21 protein-coding genes are annotated in these 21,792 nt (G+C 37.3%); 11 read left to right on the top strand and 10 right to left on the bottom strand.

What is annotated here, in order from left to right; translation table 11 throughout:
- Positions 1-18 precede the first annotated feature (18 nt).
- Genes ACN6MX_RS01610 through ACN6MX_RS01600 form a run of 3 tightly spaced genes read left to right on the top strand, consistent with a single transcriptional unit; the run spans position 19 to position 2,857 of the window.
- The gene (locus tag ACN6MX_RS01610) at positions 19-1,023 is read left to right on the top strand and encodes a hypothetical protein (RefSeq protein ID WP_419960943.1); all 1,005 of its coding nucleotides are present in this window, start codon (positions 19-21) and stop codon (positions 1,021-1,023) included.
- A gap of 45 nt (positions 1,024-1,068) precedes the next feature.
- Positions 1,069-1,257, top strand: a complete 189-nt coding sequence (locus ACN6MX_RS01605; protein ID WP_419960942.1) for an SE1832 family protein — start codon at positions 1,069-1,071, stop codon at positions 1,255-1,257.
- 34 nt (positions 1,258-1,291) lie between these two features.
- Positions 1,292-2,857 carry an ABC-F family ATP-binding cassette domain-containing protein gene (locus tag ACN6MX_RS01600; protein ID WP_419960941.1) on the top strand — a complete coding sequence of 522 codons (1,566 nt, stop codon included), beginning with the start codon at positions 1,292-1,294 and terminating at the stop codon, positions 2,855-2,857.
- A 523-nt stretch (positions 2,858-3,380) separates the two neighbouring features.
- Here ACN6MX_RS01600 and ACN6MX_RS01595 read toward each other — a convergent pair.
- The 3 genes from ACN6MX_RS01595 to ACN6MX_RS01585 form a co-directional block, all read right to left on the bottom strand.
- A complete protein-coding gene (locus ACN6MX_RS01595; RefSeq protein ID WP_419960940.1) occupies positions 3,381-3,929 on the bottom strand; it encodes an RNA polymerase sigma factor in 549 nt (182 codons plus the stop codon).
- Positions 3,930-4,410: 481 nt separating this feature from the next.
- Positions 4,411-4,869: a DIP1984 family protein gene (locus ACN6MX_RS01590; RefSeq protein ID WP_419960939.1), complete on the bottom strand. Its 459-nt coding sequence runs from the start codon at positions 4,867-4,869 to the stop codon at positions 4,411-4,413.
- Positions 4,870-4,944: 75 nt separating this feature from the next.
- Positions 4,945-6,216 carry a hemolysin family protein gene (locus tag ACN6MX_RS01585; RefSeq protein ID WP_419960938.1) on the bottom strand — a complete coding sequence of 424 codons (1,272 nt, stop codon included), beginning with the start codon at positions 6,214-6,216 and terminating at the stop codon, positions 4,945-4,947.
- A gap of 174 nt (positions 6,217-6,390) precedes the next feature.
- On the opposite strand from ACN6MX_RS01585, the gene ACN6MX_RS01580 reads away from it, so the two are divergent.
- The gene (locus tag ACN6MX_RS01580; protein WP_419960937.1) at positions 6,391-7,788 is read left to right on the top strand and encodes a dipeptidase; all 1,398 of its coding nucleotides are present in this window, start codon (positions 6,391-6,393) and stop codon (positions 7,786-7,788) included.
- A 190-nt stretch (positions 7,789-7,978) separates the two neighbouring features.
- Here ACN6MX_RS01580 and ACN6MX_RS01575 read toward each other — a convergent pair whose 3' ends face one another.
- Positions 7,979-8,554 carry a nitroreductase family protein gene (locus ACN6MX_RS01575; protein WP_419960936.1) on the bottom strand — a complete coding sequence of 192 codons (576 nt, stop codon included), beginning with the start codon at positions 8,552-8,554 and terminating at the stop codon, positions 7,979-7,981.
- Positions 8,555-8,772: 218 nt separating this feature from the next.
- Here ACN6MX_RS01575 and ACN6MX_RS01570 point away from each other — a divergent pair, with 218 nt between their 5' ends.
- Positions 8,773-9,336, top strand: coding sequence for a glycerol-3-phosphate acyltransferase (locus ACN6MX_RS01570; protein ID WP_419960935.1), 564 nt, complete (start codon positions 8,773-8,775; stop codon positions 9,334-9,336).
- Between the two features lie 113 nt (positions 9,337-9,449).
- Positions 9,450-10,298 (top strand): DegV family protein, encoded by an 849-nt coding sequence (locus ACN6MX_RS01565; RefSeq protein ID WP_419960934.1) that lies wholly within the window; start codon positions 9,450-9,452, stop codon positions 10,296-10,298.
- A gap of 904 nt (positions 10,299-11,202) precedes the next feature.
- Here the strand turns inward: ACN6MX_RS01565 and ACN6MX_RS01560 are convergent.
- The gene (locus ACN6MX_RS01560; protein WP_419960933.1) at positions 11,203-11,382 is read right to left on the bottom strand and encodes a hypothetical protein; all 180 of its coding nucleotides are present in this window, start codon (positions 11,380-11,382) and stop codon (positions 11,203-11,205) included.
- Between the two features lie 169 nt (positions 11,383-11,551).
- Positions 11,552-12,040: an amidase domain-containing protein gene (locus tag ACN6MX_RS01555; RefSeq protein WP_419960932.1), complete on the bottom strand. Its 489-nt coding sequence runs from the start codon at positions 12,038-12,040 to the stop codon at positions 11,552-11,554.
- Between the two features lie 114 nt (positions 12,041-12,154).
- Here ACN6MX_RS01555 and ACN6MX_RS01550 point away from each other — a divergent pair, with 114 nt between their 5' ends.
- Positions 12,155-13,177, top strand: coding sequence for a DUF2804 domain-containing protein (locus ACN6MX_RS01550; protein WP_419960931.1), 1,023 nt, complete (start codon positions 12,155-12,157; stop codon positions 13,175-13,177).
- 772 nt (positions 13,178-13,949) lie between these two features.
- On the opposite strand, the gene ACN6MX_RS01545 is transcribed toward ACN6MX_RS01550, so the two are convergent.
- Positions 13,950-14,996, bottom strand: a complete 1,047-nt coding sequence (locus ACN6MX_RS01545; protein WP_419962530.1) for an NAD(P)/FAD-dependent oxidoreductase — start codon at positions 14,994-14,996, stop codon at positions 13,950-13,952.
- A 116-nt stretch (positions 14,997-15,112) separates the two neighbouring features.
- Between ACN6MX_RS01545 and ACN6MX_RS01540 the strand changes: the two genes are divergently transcribed.
- The 4 genes from ACN6MX_RS01540 (at position 15,113) to ACN6MX_RS01525 (ending at position 18,890) form a co-directional block, all read left to right on the top strand.
- Positions 15,113-15,907, top strand: a complete 795-nt coding sequence (locus ACN6MX_RS01540; protein ID WP_419960930.1) for an ABC transporter ATP-binding protein — start codon at positions 15,113-15,115, stop codon at positions 15,905-15,907.
- Positions 15,908-16,825 (top strand): iron-hydroxamate ABC transporter substrate-binding protein, encoded by a 918-nt coding sequence (locus ACN6MX_RS01535; protein ID WP_419960929.1) that lies wholly within the window; start codon positions 15,908-15,910, stop codon positions 16,823-16,825.
- 74 nt (positions 16,826-16,899) lie between these two features.
- Positions 16,900-17,886: a FecCD family ABC transporter permease gene (locus ACN6MX_RS01530; RefSeq protein ID WP_419962529.1), complete on the top strand. Its 987-nt coding sequence runs from the start codon at positions 16,900-16,902 to the stop codon at positions 17,884-17,886.
- A complete protein-coding gene (locus tag ACN6MX_RS01525; RefSeq protein WP_419960928.1) occupies positions 17,883-18,890 on the top strand; it encodes a FecCD family ABC transporter permease in 1,008 nt (335 codons plus the stop codon). The genes ACN6MX_RS01530 and ACN6MX_RS01525 overlap by 4 nt, the downstream gene beginning before the upstream one ends.
- Before the next feature lie 212 nt (positions 18,891-19,102).
- Here ACN6MX_RS01525 and ACN6MX_RS01520 read toward each other — a convergent pair whose 3' ends face one another.
- From ACN6MX_RS01520 to ACN6MX_RS01510, 3 genes are all read right to left on the bottom strand, one after another.
- Positions 19,103-19,822, bottom strand: a complete 720-nt coding sequence (locus ACN6MX_RS01520) for a glycerophosphodiester phosphodiesterase (RefSeq protein ID WP_419960927.1) — start codon at positions 19,820-19,822, stop codon at positions 19,103-19,105.
- 80 nt (positions 19,823-19,902) lie between these two features.
- The gene (locus tag ACN6MX_RS01515; RefSeq protein ID WP_419960926.1) at positions 19,903-20,616 is read right to left on the bottom strand and encodes an AAA family ATPase; all 714 of its coding nucleotides are present in this window, start codon (positions 20,614-20,616) and stop codon (positions 19,903-19,905) included.
- A 309-nt stretch (positions 20,617-20,925) separates the two neighbouring features.
- On the bottom strand, positions 20,926-21,792 hold the full coding sequence (locus ACN6MX_RS01510; protein WP_419960925.1) for a GNAT family N-acetyltransferase: 867 nt from the start codon (positions 21,790-21,792) through the stop codon (positions 20,926-20,928).

Below are 21,792 nucleotides of genomic sequence, written 5' to 3'. Positions count from 1 at the left end.
TGGAAAGGAAGATGAAATTTGAAACTAGCTTATTTATTGAATACATTACCACACCGTGGACTTTATCCTGCAGATCGTGCAATAGCATTACTTTCTTCATTAAAACCAACTAACTTCGAAATTTTTGTGCATAGTTCTAATACAAGCCTCATTCAATATTTAAAAAAACAACAGATTAAACCTTTACTGTATAGAAATAATGCTCACCTGATCGAGGAAATGAAAGCTTTTAATCCGACTTGCATCATGCATGATGGTGGAAATTCGGAAAAAGATCTAATTCGTCGTTTAAAAGTGTTGGGTAGTGCGCTTATTCATTTGGACGACCATGGAGATGGCGGGGCTTTAGCTGATCTTGTTATTCAATCGCTGTATGAAAATCCAAAGGACTTAGCGAAAGAGCATTATGTACTTGGTCCGCTTGGATATATTCAAACAAAAAAAGTTATCTATAAAAATAATAACATGATACAGGATCCCCCGCATATAATCGTATCCTTCCCTCATGAAGATCCCGAAAATTTAACTTATCGAACTTTAAGACATCTTGTACAGCTCCATATTCCACTGCAGATTAGCGTGTTAGTGGACGAACATTACAAGCATGATGTGCTCGACCTAAAACGTTTTGCACTTACACGTAAATCTATACAAATTATCTCTACAACGGAGCCCGAAACGTTCCTTTCAAATAGCGATATCGTCATAACTTCTGGATCGTATATGCCATTCTTAGTTGCACAATTTCAAATACCTTGCATCGTACTCTGTGCACATGAAGAAGAAGTTAACTATGCATTTCCACAAGAAGGACATGGTTTCGCAAACCTAGGACTTGGTAGAAAAATAAAACAATCTTACCTTCAAAATGCGGTGATGGAAATTATCCTGCATGATAATAGAAGAAATGCCTATATACAAAAACAGAAACGCTTTGATTTTAGTAATAACATAGTAGAATTGGTAAAACTAATTGAACAAACGATTGCAAGTTCGAAAGAGGAACAAGAAATCGTACGCTAAGTCCATTTTTATGCTACAATAAATGCAAAATGACGAAGGTGTTTGATGATGACAAAGTCACAACTACAATCAGAAATTGCAGAGCTAAAATTGGACTATATTAACTTGCAAGGTGATATGGAAAAATTAGAATCAAATGGCCATCCTACTCAGGTTGAAAATGCTGAACGTAGACTAGCGAAAATGGAAGAAAAACTTGCAGAACTAAACAAACAGCTCGCGGAATTATCATAATCCGCAGAGCTTTCTTTTTGGAGGAAATAAATACATGAGCTTATTAGTAGAAAATTTAGGACATACATTCGGAGATCGCACCCTTTTCAAGGAAGTTTCATTTCGCTTAGTCGAAGGTGAGCATGTAGGACTTGTAGGTGCAAACGGTGTTGGTAAATCAACATTGATGAATATTTTGACAGGAGAAATTATTCACGATGAAGGTCGTGTGGAATGGCTACCAGGTACCCATTATGGATACTTAGATCAGCATACTCGTCTTGAATCGGGTCGCACGATGTTTGATACGCTTCGTGATGCCTTTTTACCACTTTATAAAAAAGAAGCAGAGTTAAATGAAATAATTGGAAAAATGGCAGATGCAACTCCCGAAGAGCTCGAAGTGTTATTAGAGCAAATGGCAGAAATTCAAGATGCTTTAGATGCTGGAGACTTTTATTCATTAGATATGAAAGTAGAAGAAGTTGCTAGAGGTCTTGGACTAGACGCTATTGGCTTAGATCGCCCAGTTGAGGCACTTTCTGGTGGTCAGCGTACAAAAGTTTTACTGGCGAAGCTATTATTAGAAAAGCCTAAAGTATTGCTTTTAGATGAGCCTACCAACTATTTAGATGAAGAGCATGTAAACTGGCTTTCCAACTATTTGAAAAACTATCCCCATGCGTTTTTATTAATTTCGCATGACACAGAATTCATGAACGGCATTGTAGGAGTCATCTTCCAGTTAGAGTTTTCAAAACTGACAAGATACACAGCATCCTATGAGAAGTTCTTAGAGCTTGCCGAGCTGAATAAAAGACAGCATATCGATGCTTATGAGAAGCAACAGGATTTCATAAAAAAACAAGAAGACTTTATCGCCAAAAATAAAGCACGATACTCTACGACAGGACGAGCAAAATCTCGTCAGAAACAGCTGGACCGAATCGAACGAATCGATCGTCCTGAAACGGCAGCAAAACCTGAATTTAGCTTCAAGGAATCCCGCAGTCCTAGTCGCTATGTTGTAGAGGCAGAACATTTGGAAATCGGTTACGATAAGGCGTTACTACCTCCTTTGACATTTACAATTGAGCGTGGTGAAAAAATAGCCCTAGTCGGCATGAATGGGGTCGGTAAATCGACCTTACTAAAAACAATCCTTGGCAAAATACCTCCTTTAAATGGAACAGTAACACGTGGTGATTTCTTAACCCCTTGTTATTTCGAACAGGAAGTAAAAGCCGGTAATATTACACCAATCGAAGCTATCTGGGAAACGTATCCAAGTATGGGACAAGCCCAAGTGCGTGGCGCATTAGCTCGTACTGGTCTAAAGAGCGAACATATCTCCCGTCCGCTATCTAGTTTAAGTGGTGGGGAGCAAGCAAAAGTTCGTCTATGTAAATTAATGATGGAAGAAACGAACTGGTTAATCTTCGATGAGCCAACAAACCATTTAGATATTCATGCAAAAGAAGAGTTAAAACGCGCTATGACAGAGTTCAAGGGTACAATTGTACTCGTTAGCCATGAACCAGAATTTTATGAAGGCCTTGTAACAAAAGTGTGGAACGTAGAGGAATGGTTCTCTACTGGTAAAGAAGTTATTAAAGACTAAGGAATACATGCAGACCCTGAGTGTATATGCACTCAGGGTCTTTTCTGCTTAATGATTACTAAAGAGTGGTTGCATGCTATATGAGAGTATTCACTACGTATACGAGAGAGATTCATCCTCATACGAGAGAGACCGGCTCCTATCTGAGAGAGAAAATCTATACGAGAGTGGTTGCATGCTATACGAGAGTATTCACTTCGTATCCGAGAGAGATTTATCCTCATACGAGAGAGACCGGCTCCTGTCTAAGAGAGAAAATCTTATACGAGAGTGGTTGCATGCTATACGAGAGTATTCACTTCGTATCCGAGAGAGATTCATCCTCATACGAGAGAGACCGGCTCCTATCTGAGAGAGAAAATCTATACGAGAATGGTTGCATGCTATACGAGAGCAATCACTACGTATCCGAGAGAGATTCATCCTTATACGAGAGAGAATTCAATCTATACTTGAACCCTTCTTCCCTCGTAGCAAATCAAAAGAGCCTCCCATTGTCGGAACAAAGGAAGGCTCTTCATAATTAAGCTAATACTAATGAATCTTTTGCAAATTCGTCATTCATTATTAACTCTTTCAAACGTTGTTTTGCACGGAACAGTCTAGATTTGACTGTGCCGATGGATACTTTCATTACTTCGGCAATTTCAATTAGTGAAAATTGATGTACATAGAAATACATAACGGTTTTCTGATATATACCATCCAATTCACTTACTTTGGATCGAATCATTTCACCCACATCTTCTTTTTCTAATTGCTCTTCAACAGTTAATACGTCTGCCGCGATTAAGTCCAGCAATGAAATATCTAATTGCTCTGGTTGATTTGCTACGTACTTGCTACGTCTGACCTGTTTACGGTATCGATCACGAAATGTATTCATACAAATAGTCGTTAACCATGCTTTGACATGATCCACTTCTTTCATATAAGATTCGTAACGTACAACTTTCACCCAAACTTCCTGCATTAAGTCTTCAGCTTCTACTTGATTTTTAGTTAACTTTAACGATAAATAATATATGTAACGGTTATATTCCTCGTAAATTTCTTCTAATTGAACCTGCATGTTATTTTCCTCCGCTCGGCTTTTCTTGTTAACTCTATAATGCCAAACTTTAACCTTACCCTCCATCGTATTCTCTTTCAGAAAAATTACAAAGGTGTAAGCCAAAAAATAGGAGAAAAATAAACTAACCATGCGACTACTTCTTGTTTAACTATATTTACTTAATGTTCATTTCTTACATACTCCATCATAATTCATAATGAAAAGACTGTAGACAAATTAGAATTCCTCCAGTTTGTATACAGTCAAAAAAGCTAAGAAAGCACTAACTATTAAAAGTTCCCCTTATCCACCCTCACGAAATGAAAATCAGTACGCGGTAGTTAATTGTTTAAAATAACTTGTGCTCATGTGACAGTACTGGGTGTAACTTGTACGTAGAGGATTTGAACCTCGAGGTTACCCCGAAACCTCTGCCCTTGGCCAACTTGACCCGTTGGAGGGTTTGCACTCGCCTTTACATTTCGCTACCAACTTCTAACTATTCAATTACATTTGTAAGCCAATTAATTTCTTGAATTTTAGTGTCCAATAATCGATGCTTTTGGGATAGTTCATCCACATATTTCTGTGTTTCCCTAACATTAATTGTCGTGACATATTTAATCTCTGTTCTAGAGTATCTGTCATGCTGCATAGCTGCCGCATCCAATAAAGCGCTATATATTTTTCTTTCTTGTCCAAGAAGATCACGTTCTGTTAAAGCATCAGTGAGTGATTGACGATCATCAAAAGCCGTCTGCAAATTTGTATTATTAATTTTTTTTATAAGTTGTTTTAAATCACCTAATATTTGATCCAGTTCTTTAATCAATACTTTAGGGTCCTCGTTCGGAGATTCCCCTTCTTGTATTTTAGAATTTTGAAGTAATCGATTTTTCAACTGTTCCATTCGCTTTTGGTAATCAGATCTTAATATTAAAGCTTCTGCTAATTTCATGCTTATCCCCCCGTATTCAACTATTCGCTATAAATTGGTGGAAGTCCTCTTTTTTACAAAAAAACAAGAGGAGTATTATTCCTCTTGTTTTTCGAGTTCTGGCAATGCAGCTACTTCTCTTTTAGTAATAGTCAATTTCACTATACGACTACGATCCATTTCATTGATTTCGACCATAAAATCATCGTAGGCAAATTGTTCATTCTCTTCTGGCACATGCCCTAATTGATCTAAGACAAAGCCACCTATTGTTTCATTTTCATTGACAATAGAAATGTTGAATAGTGAATTGACTTCTTCTATTTCCATTCTGCCTGCACAGACTAAACGGCTTTCAGTCATCTCATGCACAAGAATTTCTTCGTCATCATCTGTTTCGTCTTCTATTTCCTGCCCGATCATTTCTTCTATTAAATCTTCATGGGTGACGATTCCAAGTGTTCCACCATATTCATCTAATACAATAGCCATATGTTTTTTATGGGTCAGCATTAGTTTAAATACTTTTTCTATACTCAAGGTTTGTACGACAAATACTGGATCTTTATCGATAAACTTATCGAGCCCTACAGATGTATCCATAGACCATTCGATAAACTTTTTCGAATAAAACATACCAACAATTGTATCTAAGCTATCGTCATAAACTGGATACCTTGTATAGTGATGCTCCAAAATGGTATCTCGAACTTCTTCATACGTAGCTTCAACAGGAATACCGACTACTTCAGTTCTATGTGTAGAAAGAACATCGGAGACATCCTTATTTGGAAAATCGAGCATTCCTTTTATACGTTCTGATTCTTCATCTTCAAACGTTCCATCCGTTGAAGCAAGATCAACCATGGATAGCAGTTCTTCTTTCGTAATGGTCGTTTCTGTAATAGCACCTTTTGAACCAATTCGAATAAATAAACTCGTGATTTCAGCTATAAACGCTGTAATGGGACGCAAAATGATGACAAGCAAACGGATAAGAGGCGAAACTACATACGCAACCCGATCCGAAAACGTTGCGGCAATCGTTTTAGGAAGTACTTCACAAAATAAAATAATAAAGACGGTTAATATCGCGATTGACCAGCCAATATGCCATGCAAAGTGTTCTGCGATTAATATTAAAATGACAGCCATACTTATATTAGCTATAGTGTTCCCTACTAAGATAGTAATGATCATACGGTCCGGCTTTGATAGCAGTGCAAGTAGTTTCTCCGATTCTTTGTCTCCTTGTTCTGCTCTTAGCTGGACCTTCGTCCTATTAACTGTCATTAACGCCGTTTCACTACCTGATAGAAAAAGCGATACAAGTATTGAAATAGCAAAAAGTACAAATTCTATGTACAAAATTGTTGCCTCCTGTGAGTATTAAATACGTTCATATGTTTTCTTACTACTATATCATATTGTGATTTTAGTTGTCACAAAACTAATATCGATCATGACTAATTATACCGAGTATAATGATAAATTATGCTATACTATTTCTATTCACGAAACTTTTTGAAAAGAGGGATTGTAATGAGTCAACTAACTACATTAGACCATTATTTCACAGAGAAAAGAGTAGAACATTTAGAAGAACTGAAACAATTTTTACGTATTCCAAGTATTTCTTCTTTATCTGAACATAAAGCTGATATGCAAAAAGGTGCCGAGTGGCTTGCAGATTCTTTAACTAAAGCAGGTTTGGACAATGTGGTAGTCGATAAAACTAGTGGCCATCCCGTCGTCTATGCTGATTGGTTACATGCAGAAGGTAAACCTACTATGCTTATATACGGACATTATGATGTTCAACCAGTGGATCCACTTCACTTATGGGATAGCGAACCATTTGAACCACAAGTGAGAGACAATAAATTATATGCTCGTGGGTCAAGTGATGATAAAGGACAAGTATTTATGCATGTAAAGGCTATTGAAGCACTTCTTCAAACAAATAAAACCTTACCTGTAAATGTTAAGTTTTTAATCGAAGGAGAAGAAGAAGTTGGCAGTCCTAACCTAGAAGAATATATTGAAAATAATAAAGCAAAACTTGCAGCAGACGTTATTGTAATTTCCGATACAGGAATGCAGGGTCCTGGACAGCCAGCAGTTTGTTACGGTTTACGAGGGCTATGCGGCGTTCAAATCGATGTAAAAGGTGCAAAAGGGGATCTTCACTCCGGCCTTTATGGCGGTGGCGTTCAAAACTCGATTCATGCATTAGTTTCCATATTAGATTCTTTCCGTGATGCAGAAGGAACAATTGAAGTAGAAGGTTTCTATGACAATGTCCGTCCTTTATCGGATGAGGAAAAAGAAGCTTATGCCTCTCTTGGCTTCGACGAAGACGAATTGAAGACTGAAGTTGGCGTCGATGAATTATTCGGCGAAAAAGGCTACACTCATTTAGAACGCGTATGGGCACGCCCTACTTTAGAGATCAATGGTGTCTTTGGAGGTTTCTCTGGTGAAGGTATTAAAACAGTACTTCCAAGTGAAGCAGGTGCAAAAATCACTTGTCGATTAGTACCGGATCAAGATCCAGACGAAATTGTTGTTAAACTAAGAGCACATATTGAAAAGAACAAGCCTGCTGGAGTCACAGTTACATTAACTGAATTCGATAAGGGTAAACCGTTTATCACTCCTTTTGACCACCCTGCTATTCAAGCAGCTGGACGCAGTTATGAAAAAGTATATAACGTTCCTACAGCATATACTCGAGGCGGAGGTTCTATTCCAATTGTTGCTGCATTTGATGAAATTCTTGGACTTCCGGTCGTATTAATGGGCTTCGGTTTATCTACTGAAAATTTCCATGCACCAAATGAGCATTTCCATTTAGAAAATTTCGACCAAGGGCTTCGTGTAATTGGTGATTATTATTTCGAATTAGCTGAGCTTTCAAAAGAAGATTTAAAAAAATAACTATCAGAACACATGGGTTTTCTAATCCATGTGTTTTTTTATATAAGTGGGTGTTATGGATACAGCTAGAGTTAGTTTTATCTCCCGTAAGCTAAGTTCATTGAACTCAGTAATCACGGTAAATTTAAATATATTAAATATCTAAAAAAACGAGTGAGAGACCTATGCCTCTCACCCGCTTTACTTTTAGTTAATCTTTTTTTTCAAATATAGTTACTAGGTCTTCTACACCTTTGCGATCTTTTGGTTTTGGCATTTCATCGAAGTATCCCACTTGGAGCATGCTTATAATACGTTCTCCTGGTTCAATTCCAAGAGCCTTACGGAACAATGGATTGTCCAAGTATCCAGGAGTTTTCCAGCAAGATCCAATACCTCGATCCCACGCCAGTAATTGAATATTTTGTACAAGCATACTTGCTGCTGCATAATCCTCTAAACGTTCTTTTTGGCGGGCATCCTCAGGAACAACAACAAATACATAACCGCCTGGATTGGTAAATTTCTTCATTTGTTTTACCAGATCCTCTTCCGAAAGGTCTTTCCATTTTGGAAGTGCAAATTCCTTTAACACACTATATAAATCATCTAATTCTTTTCCACATGCCACTATGAACCTCCATGGCTGTCTTAATTGATGATTGGGTGCCCATACCGCGTCATCTAAAATAGATAATAGTATTTCTCTCTCTACAGGCTGTCCATTAAATAATTTAATAGACCTTCTTTGAATTATCGCATCGCGTACCGTTAGTGATTGCACCATTTAGTATCTCATTCTCCCTTTTCCCTACCTAAGTTATTTTCTCCATCATACCAATTTAATCATTTATAAGAAAGTGACATGATTTTTTTCGTTTGACTAGGATTCATTTAGAGCATCATACGATATTTATTTCCTTATCTCTTAGTGTAAAATAAAATAGAAGATTCAACTAGTACTCCCCCTTTTACTTTACAGACATATATACCTGAGGTGATAGCATGCTCTTCTATTGGTTGTTTAGTTATATAATAGGTAACTTCCTTTCCGCTTGGTGGATTGGTAAATGGAAAAAAACTGATTTAAGAAAAGAAAGAAGTGGTAATTTAGGTGCACGAAATGCTGGTGCAGTACTTGGAAAATCTGCATTTTTCCTCACATTTTTGGGAGATGCTTTAAAAGGTGTACTGGTTATTTATATCGGCCTTTATTTTCAATATTCTTTGCAATATATCGCCATAGGAGGACTAGCGGTAATTTTGGGTCATCTTTTTCCATTTTGGTTAAAAGGTAAAGGTGGTAAAGGGATTGCAACGTTTATAGGTGTATCGTTAGTAATAGCACCTACATTGTTTAGTATGCTCGTCATTTGTTTTATCGTTGTGATGACGCTACTTAGAAGTGCAACCCTTAGTATGAGCCTTGCATTTAGTGCATATGCTATTTTATCTTGGATAATACCTGCATTTGTTCCCCTCTGGCCACTTTCTATTGCTATTCTCATCATCCTAGTTCGTCACCGTTTCGATATCGTGGAATCATGGAAAAGTAGATGGTGGAAATAAACAATTTAATATTATTGGTTTTATAATATTTATCCAAAACAATGAACATATAATTAGACTTAATATGATATAATTACTATCATTTAAATACTAAATTAGATAGGATGTTCAAAATGACTTTGAAAAAAATTGCGTGGGTAGTCGATAGTAGCGCGTACGTGAGTAATACATTAAATGATCATCCAGATGTATATGTTCTCCCACTTAATATTCATTTTGGTTTGGAACAATTTGTAGATGGTATCGATTTAACACCCGACCAATTATATGATCGTATACGTAATGGAACAGAATCAGTTAAAACTTCTCAACCTTCAGCGGGTGAATTTGCAGTATTATATGAAAAACTGAGTAAGGAATACGAATCTATCATAGCAATTCATGTTTCTAAAAGTCTAAGTGGCACACTTTCTTCTTCTATTAGTGGTGCTCAGATTGCACATGTCCAAGTAGAATTTATTGACTCCCATTCATTATCGGCGGGTATTACAGGATTAGTAGAAAAAGGATTGCAATTACAAGAAAAAGGGCAATCTCTTCAGGAAATTGCAGTGGAGTTAAGGGAAATGACTTCGAAGTTTCGTAACTTCATATTAATAGGTAACCTAACTCAGCTGTATAAAGGTGGAAGATTGAGCAGCGCACAATTCTATCTAGGAAGCCTACTTAAAATAAAACCAATTATTCAAATAAACGAACATGGAGAACTGAAGGAATTAGATAAAGTTCGTTCTTATAAAAAGGCAATCCAGTATCTTATTAATAAGGCAGTTGAAGCTACAGATAAGGATGGTCTAAAGCATGTGTATATAATGCATGCCAACGCAGAGCAACAAGCAATTGACTTACAAGAAGCTATTTTACAACAAGCACCAAATTTACAGTTTACTATCGGTGAAATAAGCACATCCCTTGCTGTACATGCTGGTGAAGATACAATTGCCTTACTTTGGTATTTGTAGGCATAAGAAAAAGTGGGCCAAAAAACGCCCGGTCCTTTTAGTTCAAAACCTTTATCTTTCGTTTTCAAAGGGCTTTGGACAGACGTTTTGCTATTGGATTACCGAGTATTTTTTAAGAGGCTGGTTGTGACTGACGTTACAACCAGCCTCTCCTTTTTCGGTAATTTTATGACGTTTGTTCCGCATTAACGGGCAGTAGAGAACTGCCCGTTAATGCCCGAATGGTTCAACTAACAATCAGTGGGGAATGAAGCCCCACTGACTGAAGTTTCACTTTATCTTTCCGTCGCCCTCCTTCAACTGTAAGAATGAGGTTAAGACCTTTTTTGATAACTAGAGATAAGATGCTTTCTAATTCATAGAGACAGATGACTGTCTAGGTACGCGACAACGCGATCGCAACGACTGCCTGACCCGCATCGTGCGGGCCCCGAAGATGCAATTTCGTTCGCTATTTCGCTTCTTTATTGGAAAAACACTTATTAATTCTCTTTATTTCCACTAGTATATCAGAAATCTACTTTCTCCATTTATTATTGGATAATAGCATTTCTAATTCAAGGCAAATTATTAATAATTTTATTACCCTCTAAAGCTTGAACAGTCTTATCATCTTAGCTATTTCTGAAAGTGTCACAAACCCAGTGTGCACAAGACATTTTTATATACTTTCCTATCTTTTAAGAAAAACCGGGTCAAAAGTATGCCTAGTCCTTTAAGGTCAAAACTGTTTCTATCGTTTTCGAGGGCTTGAACAGACATTTTGCTATACTATTACCGATTGTTTTTTGAAGATGTTGGTCGTGTCTGCTGTCACGACCAACATTTCTTTTTTCGATAACCTTATGGCATTTGACAGTACTTCGCCTTCAAAAGCTTTCGGAAACAGGTTTCACTACATTTTTTATGGCATGTTCATTGTATTTACAGCTTGGTACGTTGCTACATCTAGCTTCACTTGACCGTCGTTTAGATTAGCAGGACCTCTTTTTGTTTCTTTGAAGCTTTTTCGAAAGAAATAATCATACACAACACCGAATGCGATGCATACAGCGGAAATTCCTAAAATTATTAAAACAAGCAAAATATTCCACTCCTTTTTATTTGCTCTATACTATAATTATACTCCATTTTGACGAAATATTCTTATAATTTAGAGGTATACCTTTTAATAAACATAAATAGACTCCCGAGATTTTACTTTTGGGAGTCTGTTTGATTTTTATATTGATTTAACTATTCTTGAATCGACGTTAAAATTTATCTTTTATGTGGAAAAATATATACTTCGTCCTTGGAGTATGTGCATAGGAATCCTCGTAACTCCAGTAACGATTACGGCTATTATTCGTATGTGCGTTAATGTAAGGAACACCATTCTGAACACTTGTTACAATGGTAGAATGATCAAACCTACCATCGCCTTGGAAGTCATAAAAAATAAGATCACCTGGGACTAACTGATCAGGTGAATTAACTTGTGTTGCCTGCAGACCCTTTGTAGAACCCGCTAAGTACCAGCGTAGGGAATGAGGGGTGCTCCAGCTCAAACTCCATGTGTCATTGCTCAACCACCACCCTCGCTCTCTATTTGGTTGCCCCCTCATAGGAGCACCCCCCGCAAACAAGCATTGTGAAATGAAATTTGTACAGTCCACATCGAACATTGGAAACCTCGGGTTATAGCTATTCCACCACTTTTGCGCATAGGCTACTGCTGCCTCACGATTGTAAGTTGCCAATTTTCATCCTCCCTCTATTTTGTTTATATGATTAAACAGAAAATATATGCTAGTATGGAATTAACAAACTAATTTATTTTTTTGACAAATTACTTTATGAAAGGAAAATGGCCAGTGAAACAGCATGCAGAAAAGGAAATTTCAGAGCCTACTTTACTTTGCGATAAAAAAGGTAATTTGAACCCAAAAGCAATTGGATATGCAAAGAAGCCTCTAATTGAAAGCAATTTAAAAGGTCACTATATGCGTAAGAAAAAGTGGAATTATTGGTGTGTTTTTGGGGATGATATTCTTTTTTCTGCCACTATCAGCCATCTAGATTACGCAGCGGTTTGCTTTGTCTATTTTCTCAACTATGAAACGCAACGATATGTTGAAAAGACAGTTACGATTCCCTTGGGAAATAAAATAAAAATGCCCGCTAATATTTTGGAAAGTATTCAACTTCATTCCAAAGAAATGTCCATCCAATTACTGTATATACAAAATGAAACTCATATGACAGTAACTATCCCAGATTTCGATGGTGACTTTTTACATGCTGATTTACATATATCTCACCCAGCTGAGGATGAGTCTTTAAATGTAGTAATTCCTTGGAATCGCACGCAGTTTCAATTTACCGGGAAGCATCATACATTACCAACGTCCGGCTATGTGAAAGTTGGTAATTCTCGCTTTAACTTTCAGCAAGAGGACAATTTTGCAGTACTCGATTATGGTAGAGGGGTTTGGCCTAGGGAAGCTTTATGGAACTGGGGATTTGCTTCTCAACGCGTTGGTTCAAAAAGAGTTGGATTGAATTTTGGAGGTAAATGGACAGATGGCACAGGCATGACTGAAAATGCTATTATCATTGATGGCAAAATGACTAAAATTCATGAAGATTTATTGTTTACATATGATACGAATGATTTTATGAAACCATGGAAGGTCAACACAAAGTTTTCCGATGAAGTGAATTTGACATTCACCCCATTTTTCCATCGCATTGCTAAAACTGATTTGAAGCTTATTTACTCCGAGGTTCATCAAATGATGGGTTATTTTAATGGCAAAATCCAGCTAGAAAATGGACCTACCCTTGAGGTAAAACAATTACTGGGATGTATTGAAGAACATAAAGCTAGATGGTGATTAAGAAAAACCGCAAAAAAAATGCCCAGTCCCTTAAAACTTGTTTTTATCGTTCTCGAAGGGTTTGGACAGACGTTTTGCTATATTATTACCGTGTTAATTTTTTAGTGCTATTGGTTGTGACATCCGTCACAACCAATAGCACTTTTTTTCGGTAATTTTATGGCGTTTGCCTGTCCGTCTCCCTCTTACAACTCTTAGAAACAGGTTAATGCGGTTTTGGACAACTAGAGATAAGATACTTTCTAATTGATAGAGTAAGCTCTCGAAGATGCAATTTCGTTCGCTATTTCGCTTCTTTATGAGTCAACACTTACTATTTTTCTTTTATTTCCACTAGTATAAAAGAAAATCTATTTTCTTTTTCTATCATTGGATAATCGCAGCATATCTAATTCAAAATCGATTACCAATAATTTAATCACTCTCTAAAATTTGACCAATCTTATCCTTAGCGAAAAGCAGGCTAAATCTTCTAGTGGAGTACTACATATTAATCCTACTTGGTTCTTACTTGCTCTGGCCCCACTGTTTACTTGTTTCCATCTGGAGATTACTTGCAGACTTAAAGGACTTACTTGCATTAGGTCTATATTTACTTGCGATCAACTTTCAATTATTTGCGAAACGGATAATATTTCCAAGTTCCTTAGTTAATTTGCACTCCACACTTGTAGTATTTTATATACCAGTAACATAAAAAAGTTGTCTCCAAGTATAACTTACTTAGAGACAACTTTTTATAGTGGGTGGGAAAACTTTATACTTGTTTTTAGACGAGTTGCTTCACTAACTTTTTATTTCGTTCCTTAAATACTTCATTGTGTGAAGATACCATTGCATAATTATTAGCACCAGGTTGGATATACTGCTTAGCTTGATTGACTGCATTTGCAGCATCTTGGAAGGTGCCAGCTATTAAGCCTACTTTGCCTGGATATTGAATGATATCCCCTGCTGCATAAACCCCATCAATGGATGATTGACATGAGCTAGTGCCCTTCACATAAAAGTCATCTGCAATATCAATTGGCATTTCACTATTTTTTAGAAGCTCAGCTTCCCGATCATAGCCATGATTGATAATGACCTCATCAATTTCTATATACGTTGTCTCTCCAGTTTCATTGTCCAAAACAGCAACTCGTTCTATCATATCGTGATTATCATTAGCGATTAACTTAGTAATCTTTGTATTGAAAAAGCAGGTTACCGAGCTCTCTAATAATTGTGTAACTTGTGCTTCGTGACCATTTAACGAATCTTTACGATATGTTACATATACTTTTTTGGCAATCGGCTCTAGTTCATTAGCCCAGTCAATCGCTGCGTTACCTCCACCTGAAATAATAACTGTTTTATCCTTAAAACGTTGAATTGATTTGACTGTGTAGTTTAAGTTGCTGACCTCGAATCGTTCGGCCCCTTCGATTTCTAGCTTGGTAGGCTTTAAAATACCACTTCCTACTGCGATGATAATAGTTTTCGAATAATGTTTCACGCCAGAAGCAGCATGCAAAACAAAGATACCGTCTTCTCGACGAGTTATCGAATCTACTTTCTCATTCACTACAACTTCAGGATCAAATGTTAGACCTTGTTGAACTAATTGATCGATTAAACGCTCACCAGGAATCGGAGTCTGCCCCCCTACATCCCAAATCATTTTCTCCGGATACACATGTAGCTTTCCACCTAATTGAGGTTGAAATTCTATAATTTTCGTTTTCATTTCTCTTAAACCACTATAAAAAGCTGAGTATAGACCCGCTGGACCTCCACCAATAATCGTCACATCAAATACATTATGCATCTTCAGTCTCCCAACCTCAAAAAATTTTGTTGACATCAGTTAAATTATTAAATATAGTTGCTAATATGATAATGATAATCGTTATCAATAAAATAAGCAAGAATTAGTTTGGAGGTATTCAAATGGTTCGTTTATATACGGACGATTTATCCATTGGCTACGGTGAGCAACTCATCGTAAAGGATTTGTCTGTACAAATTCCAAATCAGAAAATTACTACAATAATAGGACCAAATGGTTGCGGGAAGTCCACTCTTCTCAAAGCGATTACACGAATCATTTCTCATCAGTCTGGTGCAGTAGTATTAGATGGTAAAAACGTTGCTAAAGAGAACACTAAAATTCTTGCAAAAAAGATGGCCATTTTACCTCAAACGCCTGAAAGTGCGAGCGGTCTCACTGTGGGGGAATTGGTATCGTATGGACGCTTTCCTTACCAATCTGGTTTTGGAAGACTTTCTAAAAAGGATTACGAGGTGATAGATTGGGCACTTCAAGTGACTAACACTAGCACATTTAAGTATTTGCCGGTCGATTCTCTTTCCGGTGGTCAACGTCAGCGAGTATGGATAGCGATGGCTCTTGCACAGGAAACAGAGATTATATTTCTTGATGAGCCTACCACTTATCTAGATATGGCACATCAATTAGAAGTTCTAGAGCTTCTACAGCGCCTAAATCAGCAAGAGAAACGAACTATTGTAATGGTCTTACATGATTTAAACCAAGCAGCACGTTTTGCAGACTATGTCGTTGCTCTGAAGGCCGGACAAATTGTGAAAGCTGGGCCTTGTGAAGAAGTAATCACGAAAGAAGTTTTACGTGATGTCTTTAATATAGATGCTGAAATCGGAATAGATCCACGAACAAGTAAACCAATGTGTATCACATACGATTTATTAAAAGGAGAAAAATAGATGAAAAAGTTATTATTGCCGATTGCCATTTTATTAGTACTGATTTTAGGTGCCTGCAACAGTGAGACTAAGGATACAAAAGCAAGTGACACGAAAGATGAACCTACTACGATTACATATGAATCCGAAACTGGACCGGTAGAAGTTCCAGCAAATCCAAAACGAGTTGTCGTCCTTTCTACTTATGCAGGAAACGTGGCTGCACTAGACGTAAATCTAGTCGGAGTAGATTCGTGGTCAAAATCTAACCCAGGATACGATTCTTACTTAGCAGATGTGGAGGAAGTATCGGAAGAAAACTTAGAAAAAATTATTGAGTTAGACCCGGATTTAATCATCGGTTCTTCTACCACTCAAAACTTAGATAAAATAAAAGAAATAGCTCCAACTGTAACATATACTTATGGAAAAGTAGATTATTTAACACAGCATTTAGAAATAGGAAAACTACTGAATAAAGAAAAAGAAGCACAAGCATGGATTGATGATTTCAAAGAACGTTCAGCAGCAGCTGGAGAAGAAATTAAAGCAGTAATTGGGGAGGATGCAACTGTTTCCGTTATTGAAAACTACGACAAACAATTGTATGTATTCGGGAACAATTGGGGTCGTGGGACAGAAGTTATCTATCAAGCTATGGGACTGAATATGCCTGAAAAAGTAAAAGAAATGGCTTTAGAAGCTGGTTATTATGCTTTATCTTTAGAGGTTCTTCCTGAATATGCAGGTGACTATGTCATTTTTAGTAAAGTGGCAGATCAAGATAATTCATTCCAAGAGACAGATGTATTTAAAAATATTCCCGCTGTTCAAAAAGGGCAACTGTTTGAAGCAAATGCAGAAGAATTTTACTTTAATGATCCTATCTCGTTAGATTATCAATTGGAGTTCTTTAAAGACAGCTTTTTAAAACAGTAAGTAATGATAGTGGAGGAATTCTTATGGGATTCCTCCGCTATTTTTGTAGAAAGGATAATACGATGAAAACCTCTATGCATTTTAGTTTAAAGTTTGTTATTGGTCTTATTTTACTGTTTATAATGTTCAGCATCTCTATGGTATATGGCGCAGCCTCAACATCGTTACAAGATGTATGGCAAGCATTATTTTCTAATGTAAAAAGCGATTCTATCAATATTTTACGAGAGCTGCGACTACCTAGAGAAGTTGCTGCTATACTGGTCGGTGCTGCCTTAGCTGTAGCTGGTGCGATCATGCAAGGAGTGACCCGTAATCCTCTCGCCGATCCAGGATTATTAGGTTTAACTTCGGGAGCAAACGCTGCTCTTGCTATAAGTCTTGCGCTTATTCCCGGTCTCAATTACTTCGGTATCACTATTGCATGCTTTATAGGAGCTGCGGTTGGTGCTGTAATGGTCTTTGGAATTGGTGCGATGAAAAAAGGGGGCTTTTCTCCTCTTCGCATTGTATTAGCAGGTGCTGCGGTCTCCGCCTTTTTGTATGCGATTGCAGATGGTGTTGGAATCTACTTTAAAATTTCCAAAGATGTCTCTATGTGGACAGCTGGAGGATTAATAGGAACGAACTGGAGTCAGCTCCAGATGATTACTCCTTTTATCGCAATCGGAATCATTATTGCCCTATTATTATCTAGACAGCTAACTATTTTAAGTTTAAATGAAGAAGTAGCAGTAGGACTTGGACAAAAAACAACTCAAACAAAGACAATCTTATTTGTAGTCGTTATTTTACTTGCAGGTGCTTCAGTTGCTCTTGTAGGAAATATGGCTTTTGTTGGTTTGATGGTACCCCACATTGTCCGAGCAATTGTTGGAACGGATTACCGGCTTATAATTCCCATGTCGGTTATATTAGGAGCTATCCTTATGCTACTTGCTGATACAGTAGGACGAACTATAAATATTCCATATGAGACTCCTGTTGCCGCTATTATAGCTATTATGGGATTACCTTTCTTCTTAGTAATCGTTCGTAAAGGAGGAAGAGTATTTCAATGATTCAACGTAAACTAGTAAAAAAACAACGTATAATATTTATCATTTTACTTTCGCTTATTATAATTACTGCTTTTTTGAGTGCTGGAATTGGTTATTCTCCCCTCTCCTTTAATCGGCTGTTGCCAACCTTTTTTGGTCAGGGGACATTTAAAGAGGAATTTGTTTTATTCTCCGTTCGCTTACCAAGAATTATCATAACGATTCTTGCGGGAATGGCATTAGCACTGTCTGGTGCTATTTTACAAAGTATTACGCGTAATGATTTAGCAGATCCGGGCATTATTGGGATTAACTCTGGAGCCGGAGTGGCGGTTTCCATTTTCTTCTTATTTATGCCGATTCAACCCGGTTCTTTTGTATACTTACTACCACTTGTTGCATTTGCTGGTGCTTTAATCACTGCCTTTTTCATCTATATCTTATCGTACAACCGAAAAACTGGGTTACAGCCTGTTAGATTAGTTTTGATTGGTATTGGTTTCTCTATGGCTCTTTCAGGGTTGATGATTGTCTTTATTTCTTCTGCTGATCGTCAAAAAGTAGATTTCATCGCTCATTGGATGGCCGGTAATATTTGGGGAGCCGATTGGCCATTTATCTTGGCCCTTTTACCTTGGTTAATCGTTCTTATTCCGTTTACATTGTATAAGGCAAATAAATTAAATCTCCTTAATTTAAATGAACCCGTTGCCATCGGAGTAGGGCTTGCAATTGAGAAGGAGCGGATCATTCTCTTATTAGCTGCTGTCGCTCTAGCTGCCTCTGCAGTGTCTGTAACTGGGGGAATTGCTTTCATAGGCTTGATGGCCCCTCATATCGCTAAATCATTAGTAGGCCCGCGTCATCAATTGTTCATCCCTATTTCCATCCTAATCGGTGGATGGCTCTTACTCTTCGCTGACACAATTGGTCGAAACGTCATCGAACCAAATGGGATTCCAGCAGGAGTTGTAGTTGCTCTTATTGGCGCACCTTACTTTATGTACTTGTTGATGAAGAAATAAGTCCTTTATCCTTAAGAAGTCTCACTGGAATTGCATAATAACAACAAATGGGTGGATTCCCCATACTGCAAGTAAGTAAGTCTCAAAAAGAATAAATAGTCAAGAAGATGATATTATTCTAAATAATTTTTTCACGGTTAGTTAACAATTTGTTTTATTCTATTTTCTGAACCTATACAAAAAGAGACTACGATTTCTCGTAGTCTCTTTACTTATGATTGAAGATATTTCCACATTTTCTCTGGGTAGTCGGTGAAAATTGCATCTACTCCAACTTGTTTTAACAAATCTGCGTACTTTTCTTCATTGACAGTAAAAGCACGAACTTTTTTGCCATTTGCAATCGCCTCCGCCCCCATCGGTCTTAGAACTGTTGGGAAAAATGTATGCAGTGCATCTGCTCCTACTTTTTCTGCATATTTGTGCGGCTCTATCATAACTTCCATAAAGAGGACGGCTGTTTCTATAGGAGGTGCCAATTGTTTAAATTTCCTTACCATCTCATGGTTAAATGAAGAGATAACAACACGCGCATCTAATCGATAATCATTTAACATTTGCAGTACCGCCTGCTCCATACCTTCATATGGAAATATGTCAGATTTCAATTCTATATTTAAGTGGTGATCTGTATCTTTAAATACATATAACACTTCTCTTAATGTTGGAATTGTTTCCTGTTTAAACTTTGGGGAGAACCAAGAACCGAAGTCGAATTCCTTTAATTCAGCTAATGTCATATCTTTAATAAAACCTGTTCCATTGGATGTGCGATTAATCGTCTCATCATGAATAACAACCAGTTCGTGGTCTTTCGTCATATGAACATCGAACTCCACGCCATGAACAGGTAATTTTGCTGTTGCTCGAAAAGCAGCAATTGTATTTTCTGGATGCGTACCTGAAGAACCTCTATGGGCATAAATTTTCATAAAGCCAACCTCCTTGTACCTTCTTAAAACTATTATACCTCTTTATTTCCTTTAGAAGAAAGTAAACAATCGAAATTTTTTTAATCTTCCGCTAATATATCTAATAAAAATTTTTCTCTATTTTGTAAAAAATATTTTGTTATTTGATAGTGGTCCGTCTCTTCATAGTCTATTTCTTTAATATCCCCATCATCAAAACTTAGAATAGTAGCGTCTGGATAGCCTAATAGAATTGGAGAGTGTGTGGCGATGATAAATTGACTATCATCTTCTTGTACTAAATCATGTAAAATCCTTAAAAATGCCAGCTGACGCGAGGGCGATAAAGCAGCTTCCGGTTCATCTAACAAATAAATACCTCTCCCTCTAAAGCGGTTAGAGAAAAGAGAGAAAAATGCTTCTCCATGAGATTGATGATGCAAGGACTTTCCACCATATGAACCTGTTCCCATTTGGTCGATATGAGAGGCAAAATTATAAAAGGATTCCGCACGAAGAAAGAAACCATTTGTTACTTTAGGAAGCCAAGAAAGCCTTATATAATCTCCAAGTGCCGATTCCGATGAATCTACCTCGTAAAAATTATTCTTACCGCCACCTGCAGTATTAAATTCGCATTTATCCGCAACGGCTTCTAACAGAGTGGATTTTCCCGATCCATTTTCTCCAACAAAAAAAGTAACATTATTGTCTAATTCCAGTTGATGTAGATTTGCGATAGAAGGAATAGAGAATGGATACTGATTATATGATGGAATAAGTTCTCGCTGAAGCTCAATTCTGTTTAAGGACATGTCATCACCTACGATTTTGTTTTTTCTTTATTGTATCATTTATGGTCTTAGGTATTTTGTTACTGAAGTAATAAGAATGATACATATAAAGCATGCCTAGATTTATACGAGAGACATTACACTCTATACGAGAGAGAACCAACTTCATACGAGTGAGTTACCCCTATACGAGAGTGATTTGTGCTTATACGAGAGTGATTTCACTCTATACGAGAGCGAGGAGTAGAGACGTAATGTAATATGATTCATAACCAACCAAAAAAACAGCGAACAAATCAACACACAATTTGCTCACTGTTATCTTACTGGTTACCTTTTTTTATAAAAATGAGTGTTACTCACCGTAGTAAATCCTGATTTCTCATAAATAGATAACGCCTGTTCATTGTCTGTTTCTACATCCAAATAGACAGATGCTCTCTCCATTCGATTGGCTTCGTTTTTACTCCAGTTCAATAAGTAGGTTGCAACACCTTTTCCACGTGCATTTTCATGAACAGCTAGCCCTGTCACCCATAGTTTCTCCCCATCATCAACTATAGTAACCGTTCCAACTACTTCGGCCTGACGTTTGGCAATCATCAAATGGCGATTAGGTGTTTGCGTATTAAACGCTATTAACTCTTTAGCTTCTTCTTCCGTGTCACCAAATGCGCTTACTAATACTCCAACGACTTCTGACTCCTCATCGCTATATTGTGAAACTTCCACTTCACTATTTAATTCCACTTTTTCTGCATCGGCTACCATCGTTCTCTCCGAAAAGTCATAAGTATAGCCGAATTTGTGAAGAAGCTGCTTACCTGCTTCCGAGCTTTCAGGAGTCAAGGCGATATCCGCTGCCGCTGCTCGTAATTCTAAATTTCTAACTAACTCAGTTACTAGTCGTTCACCTATCCCTAATCTTCGAACACTAGGTAGCACTACGCTACTCCACTCAAAATCCAGTGTTGCTATTCGATCAATAGATGTTAATACGCCGACTAACTGGTCGCTATTGTCGTCATAAGCAAGCACGCAAAAACCTTTTGTATAAAAATCGGTTAGTTCAGCGATGCTTAGCAGGGAAGTATAATCGGCTTTATCCACTGTTTTTGCTTCAGCTATCAATTGCTTTACTTCTTCCATCGTTTCCACATCTAATGGAAACGACACAGTCATTACAGATATATTCAT

Source organism: Psychrobacillus sp. BM2 (genome assembly GCF_048572895.1).
Lineage (GTDB): Bacteria > Bacillota > Bacilli > Bacillales_A > Planococcaceae > Psychrobacillus.
This window is presented reverse-complemented; position numbering and strand designations above follow the sequence as displayed.

Excerpts from the sequence above, each read along its gene's own strand:
- ACN6MX_RS01520 (WP_419960927.1), bottom strand. The coding sequence starts at position 19,822 with ATGAAAATTTATGCCCATAGAGGTTCTTCAGGTACGCATCCAGAAAAT.
- ACN6MX_RS01575 (WP_419960936.1), bottom strand. The coding sequence starts at position 8,554 with ATGGTGCAATCACTAACGGTACGCGATGCGATAATTCAAAGAAGGTCT.
- ACN6MX_RS01600 (WP_419960941.1), top strand. The coding sequence starts at position 1,292 with ATGAGCTTATTAGTAGAAAATTTAGGACATACATTCGGAGATCGCACC.
- ACN6MX_RS01580 (WP_419960937.1), top strand. The coding sequence starts at position 6,391 with ATGAGTCAACTAACTACATTAGACCATTATTTCACAGAGAAAAGAGTA.
- ACN6MX_RS01570 (WP_419960935.1), top strand. The coding sequence starts at position 8,773 with ATGCTCTTCTATTGGTTGTTTAGTTATATAATAGGTAACTTCCTTTCC.
- ACN6MX_RS01565 (WP_419960934.1), top strand. The coding sequence starts at position 9,450 with ATGACTTTGAAAAAAATTGCGTGGGTAGTCGATAGTAGCGCGTACGTG.
- ACN6MX_RS01595 (WP_419960940.1), bottom strand. The coding sequence starts at position 3,929 with ATGCAGGTTCAATTAGAAGAAATTTACGAGGAATATAACCGTTACATA.
- ACN6MX_RS01525 (WP_419960928.1), top strand. The coding sequence starts at position 17,883 with ATGATTCAACGTAAACTAGTAAAAAAACAACGTATAATATTTATCATT.
- ACN6MX_RS01605 (WP_419960942.1), top strand. The coding sequence starts at position 1,069 with ATGATGACAAAGTCACAACTACAATCAGAAATTGCAGAGCTAAAATTG.
- ACN6MX_RS01530 (WP_419962529.1), top strand. The coding sequence starts at position 16,900 with ATGCATTTTAGTTTAAAGTTTGTTATTGGTCTTATTTTACTGTTTATA.
- ACN6MX_RS01540 (WP_419960930.1), top strand. The coding sequence starts at position 15,113 with ATGGTTCGTTTATATACGGACGATTTATCCATTGGCTACGGTGAGCAA.
- ACN6MX_RS01510 (WP_419960925.1), bottom strand. The coding sequence starts at position 21,792 with ATGAATATATCTGTAATGACTGTGTCGTTTCCATTAGATGTGGAAACG.
- ACN6MX_RS01515 (WP_419960926.1), bottom strand. The coding sequence starts at position 20,616 with ATGTCCTTAAACAGAATTGAGCTTCAGCGAGAACTTATTCCATCATAT.
- ACN6MX_RS01535 (WP_419960929.1), top strand. The coding sequence starts at position 15,908 with ATGAAAAAGTTATTATTGCCGATTGCCATTTTATTAGTACTGATTTTA.
- ACN6MX_RS01590 (WP_419960939.1), bottom strand. The coding sequence starts at position 4,869 with ATGAAATTAGCAGAAGCTTTAATATTAAGATCTGATTACCAAAAGCGA.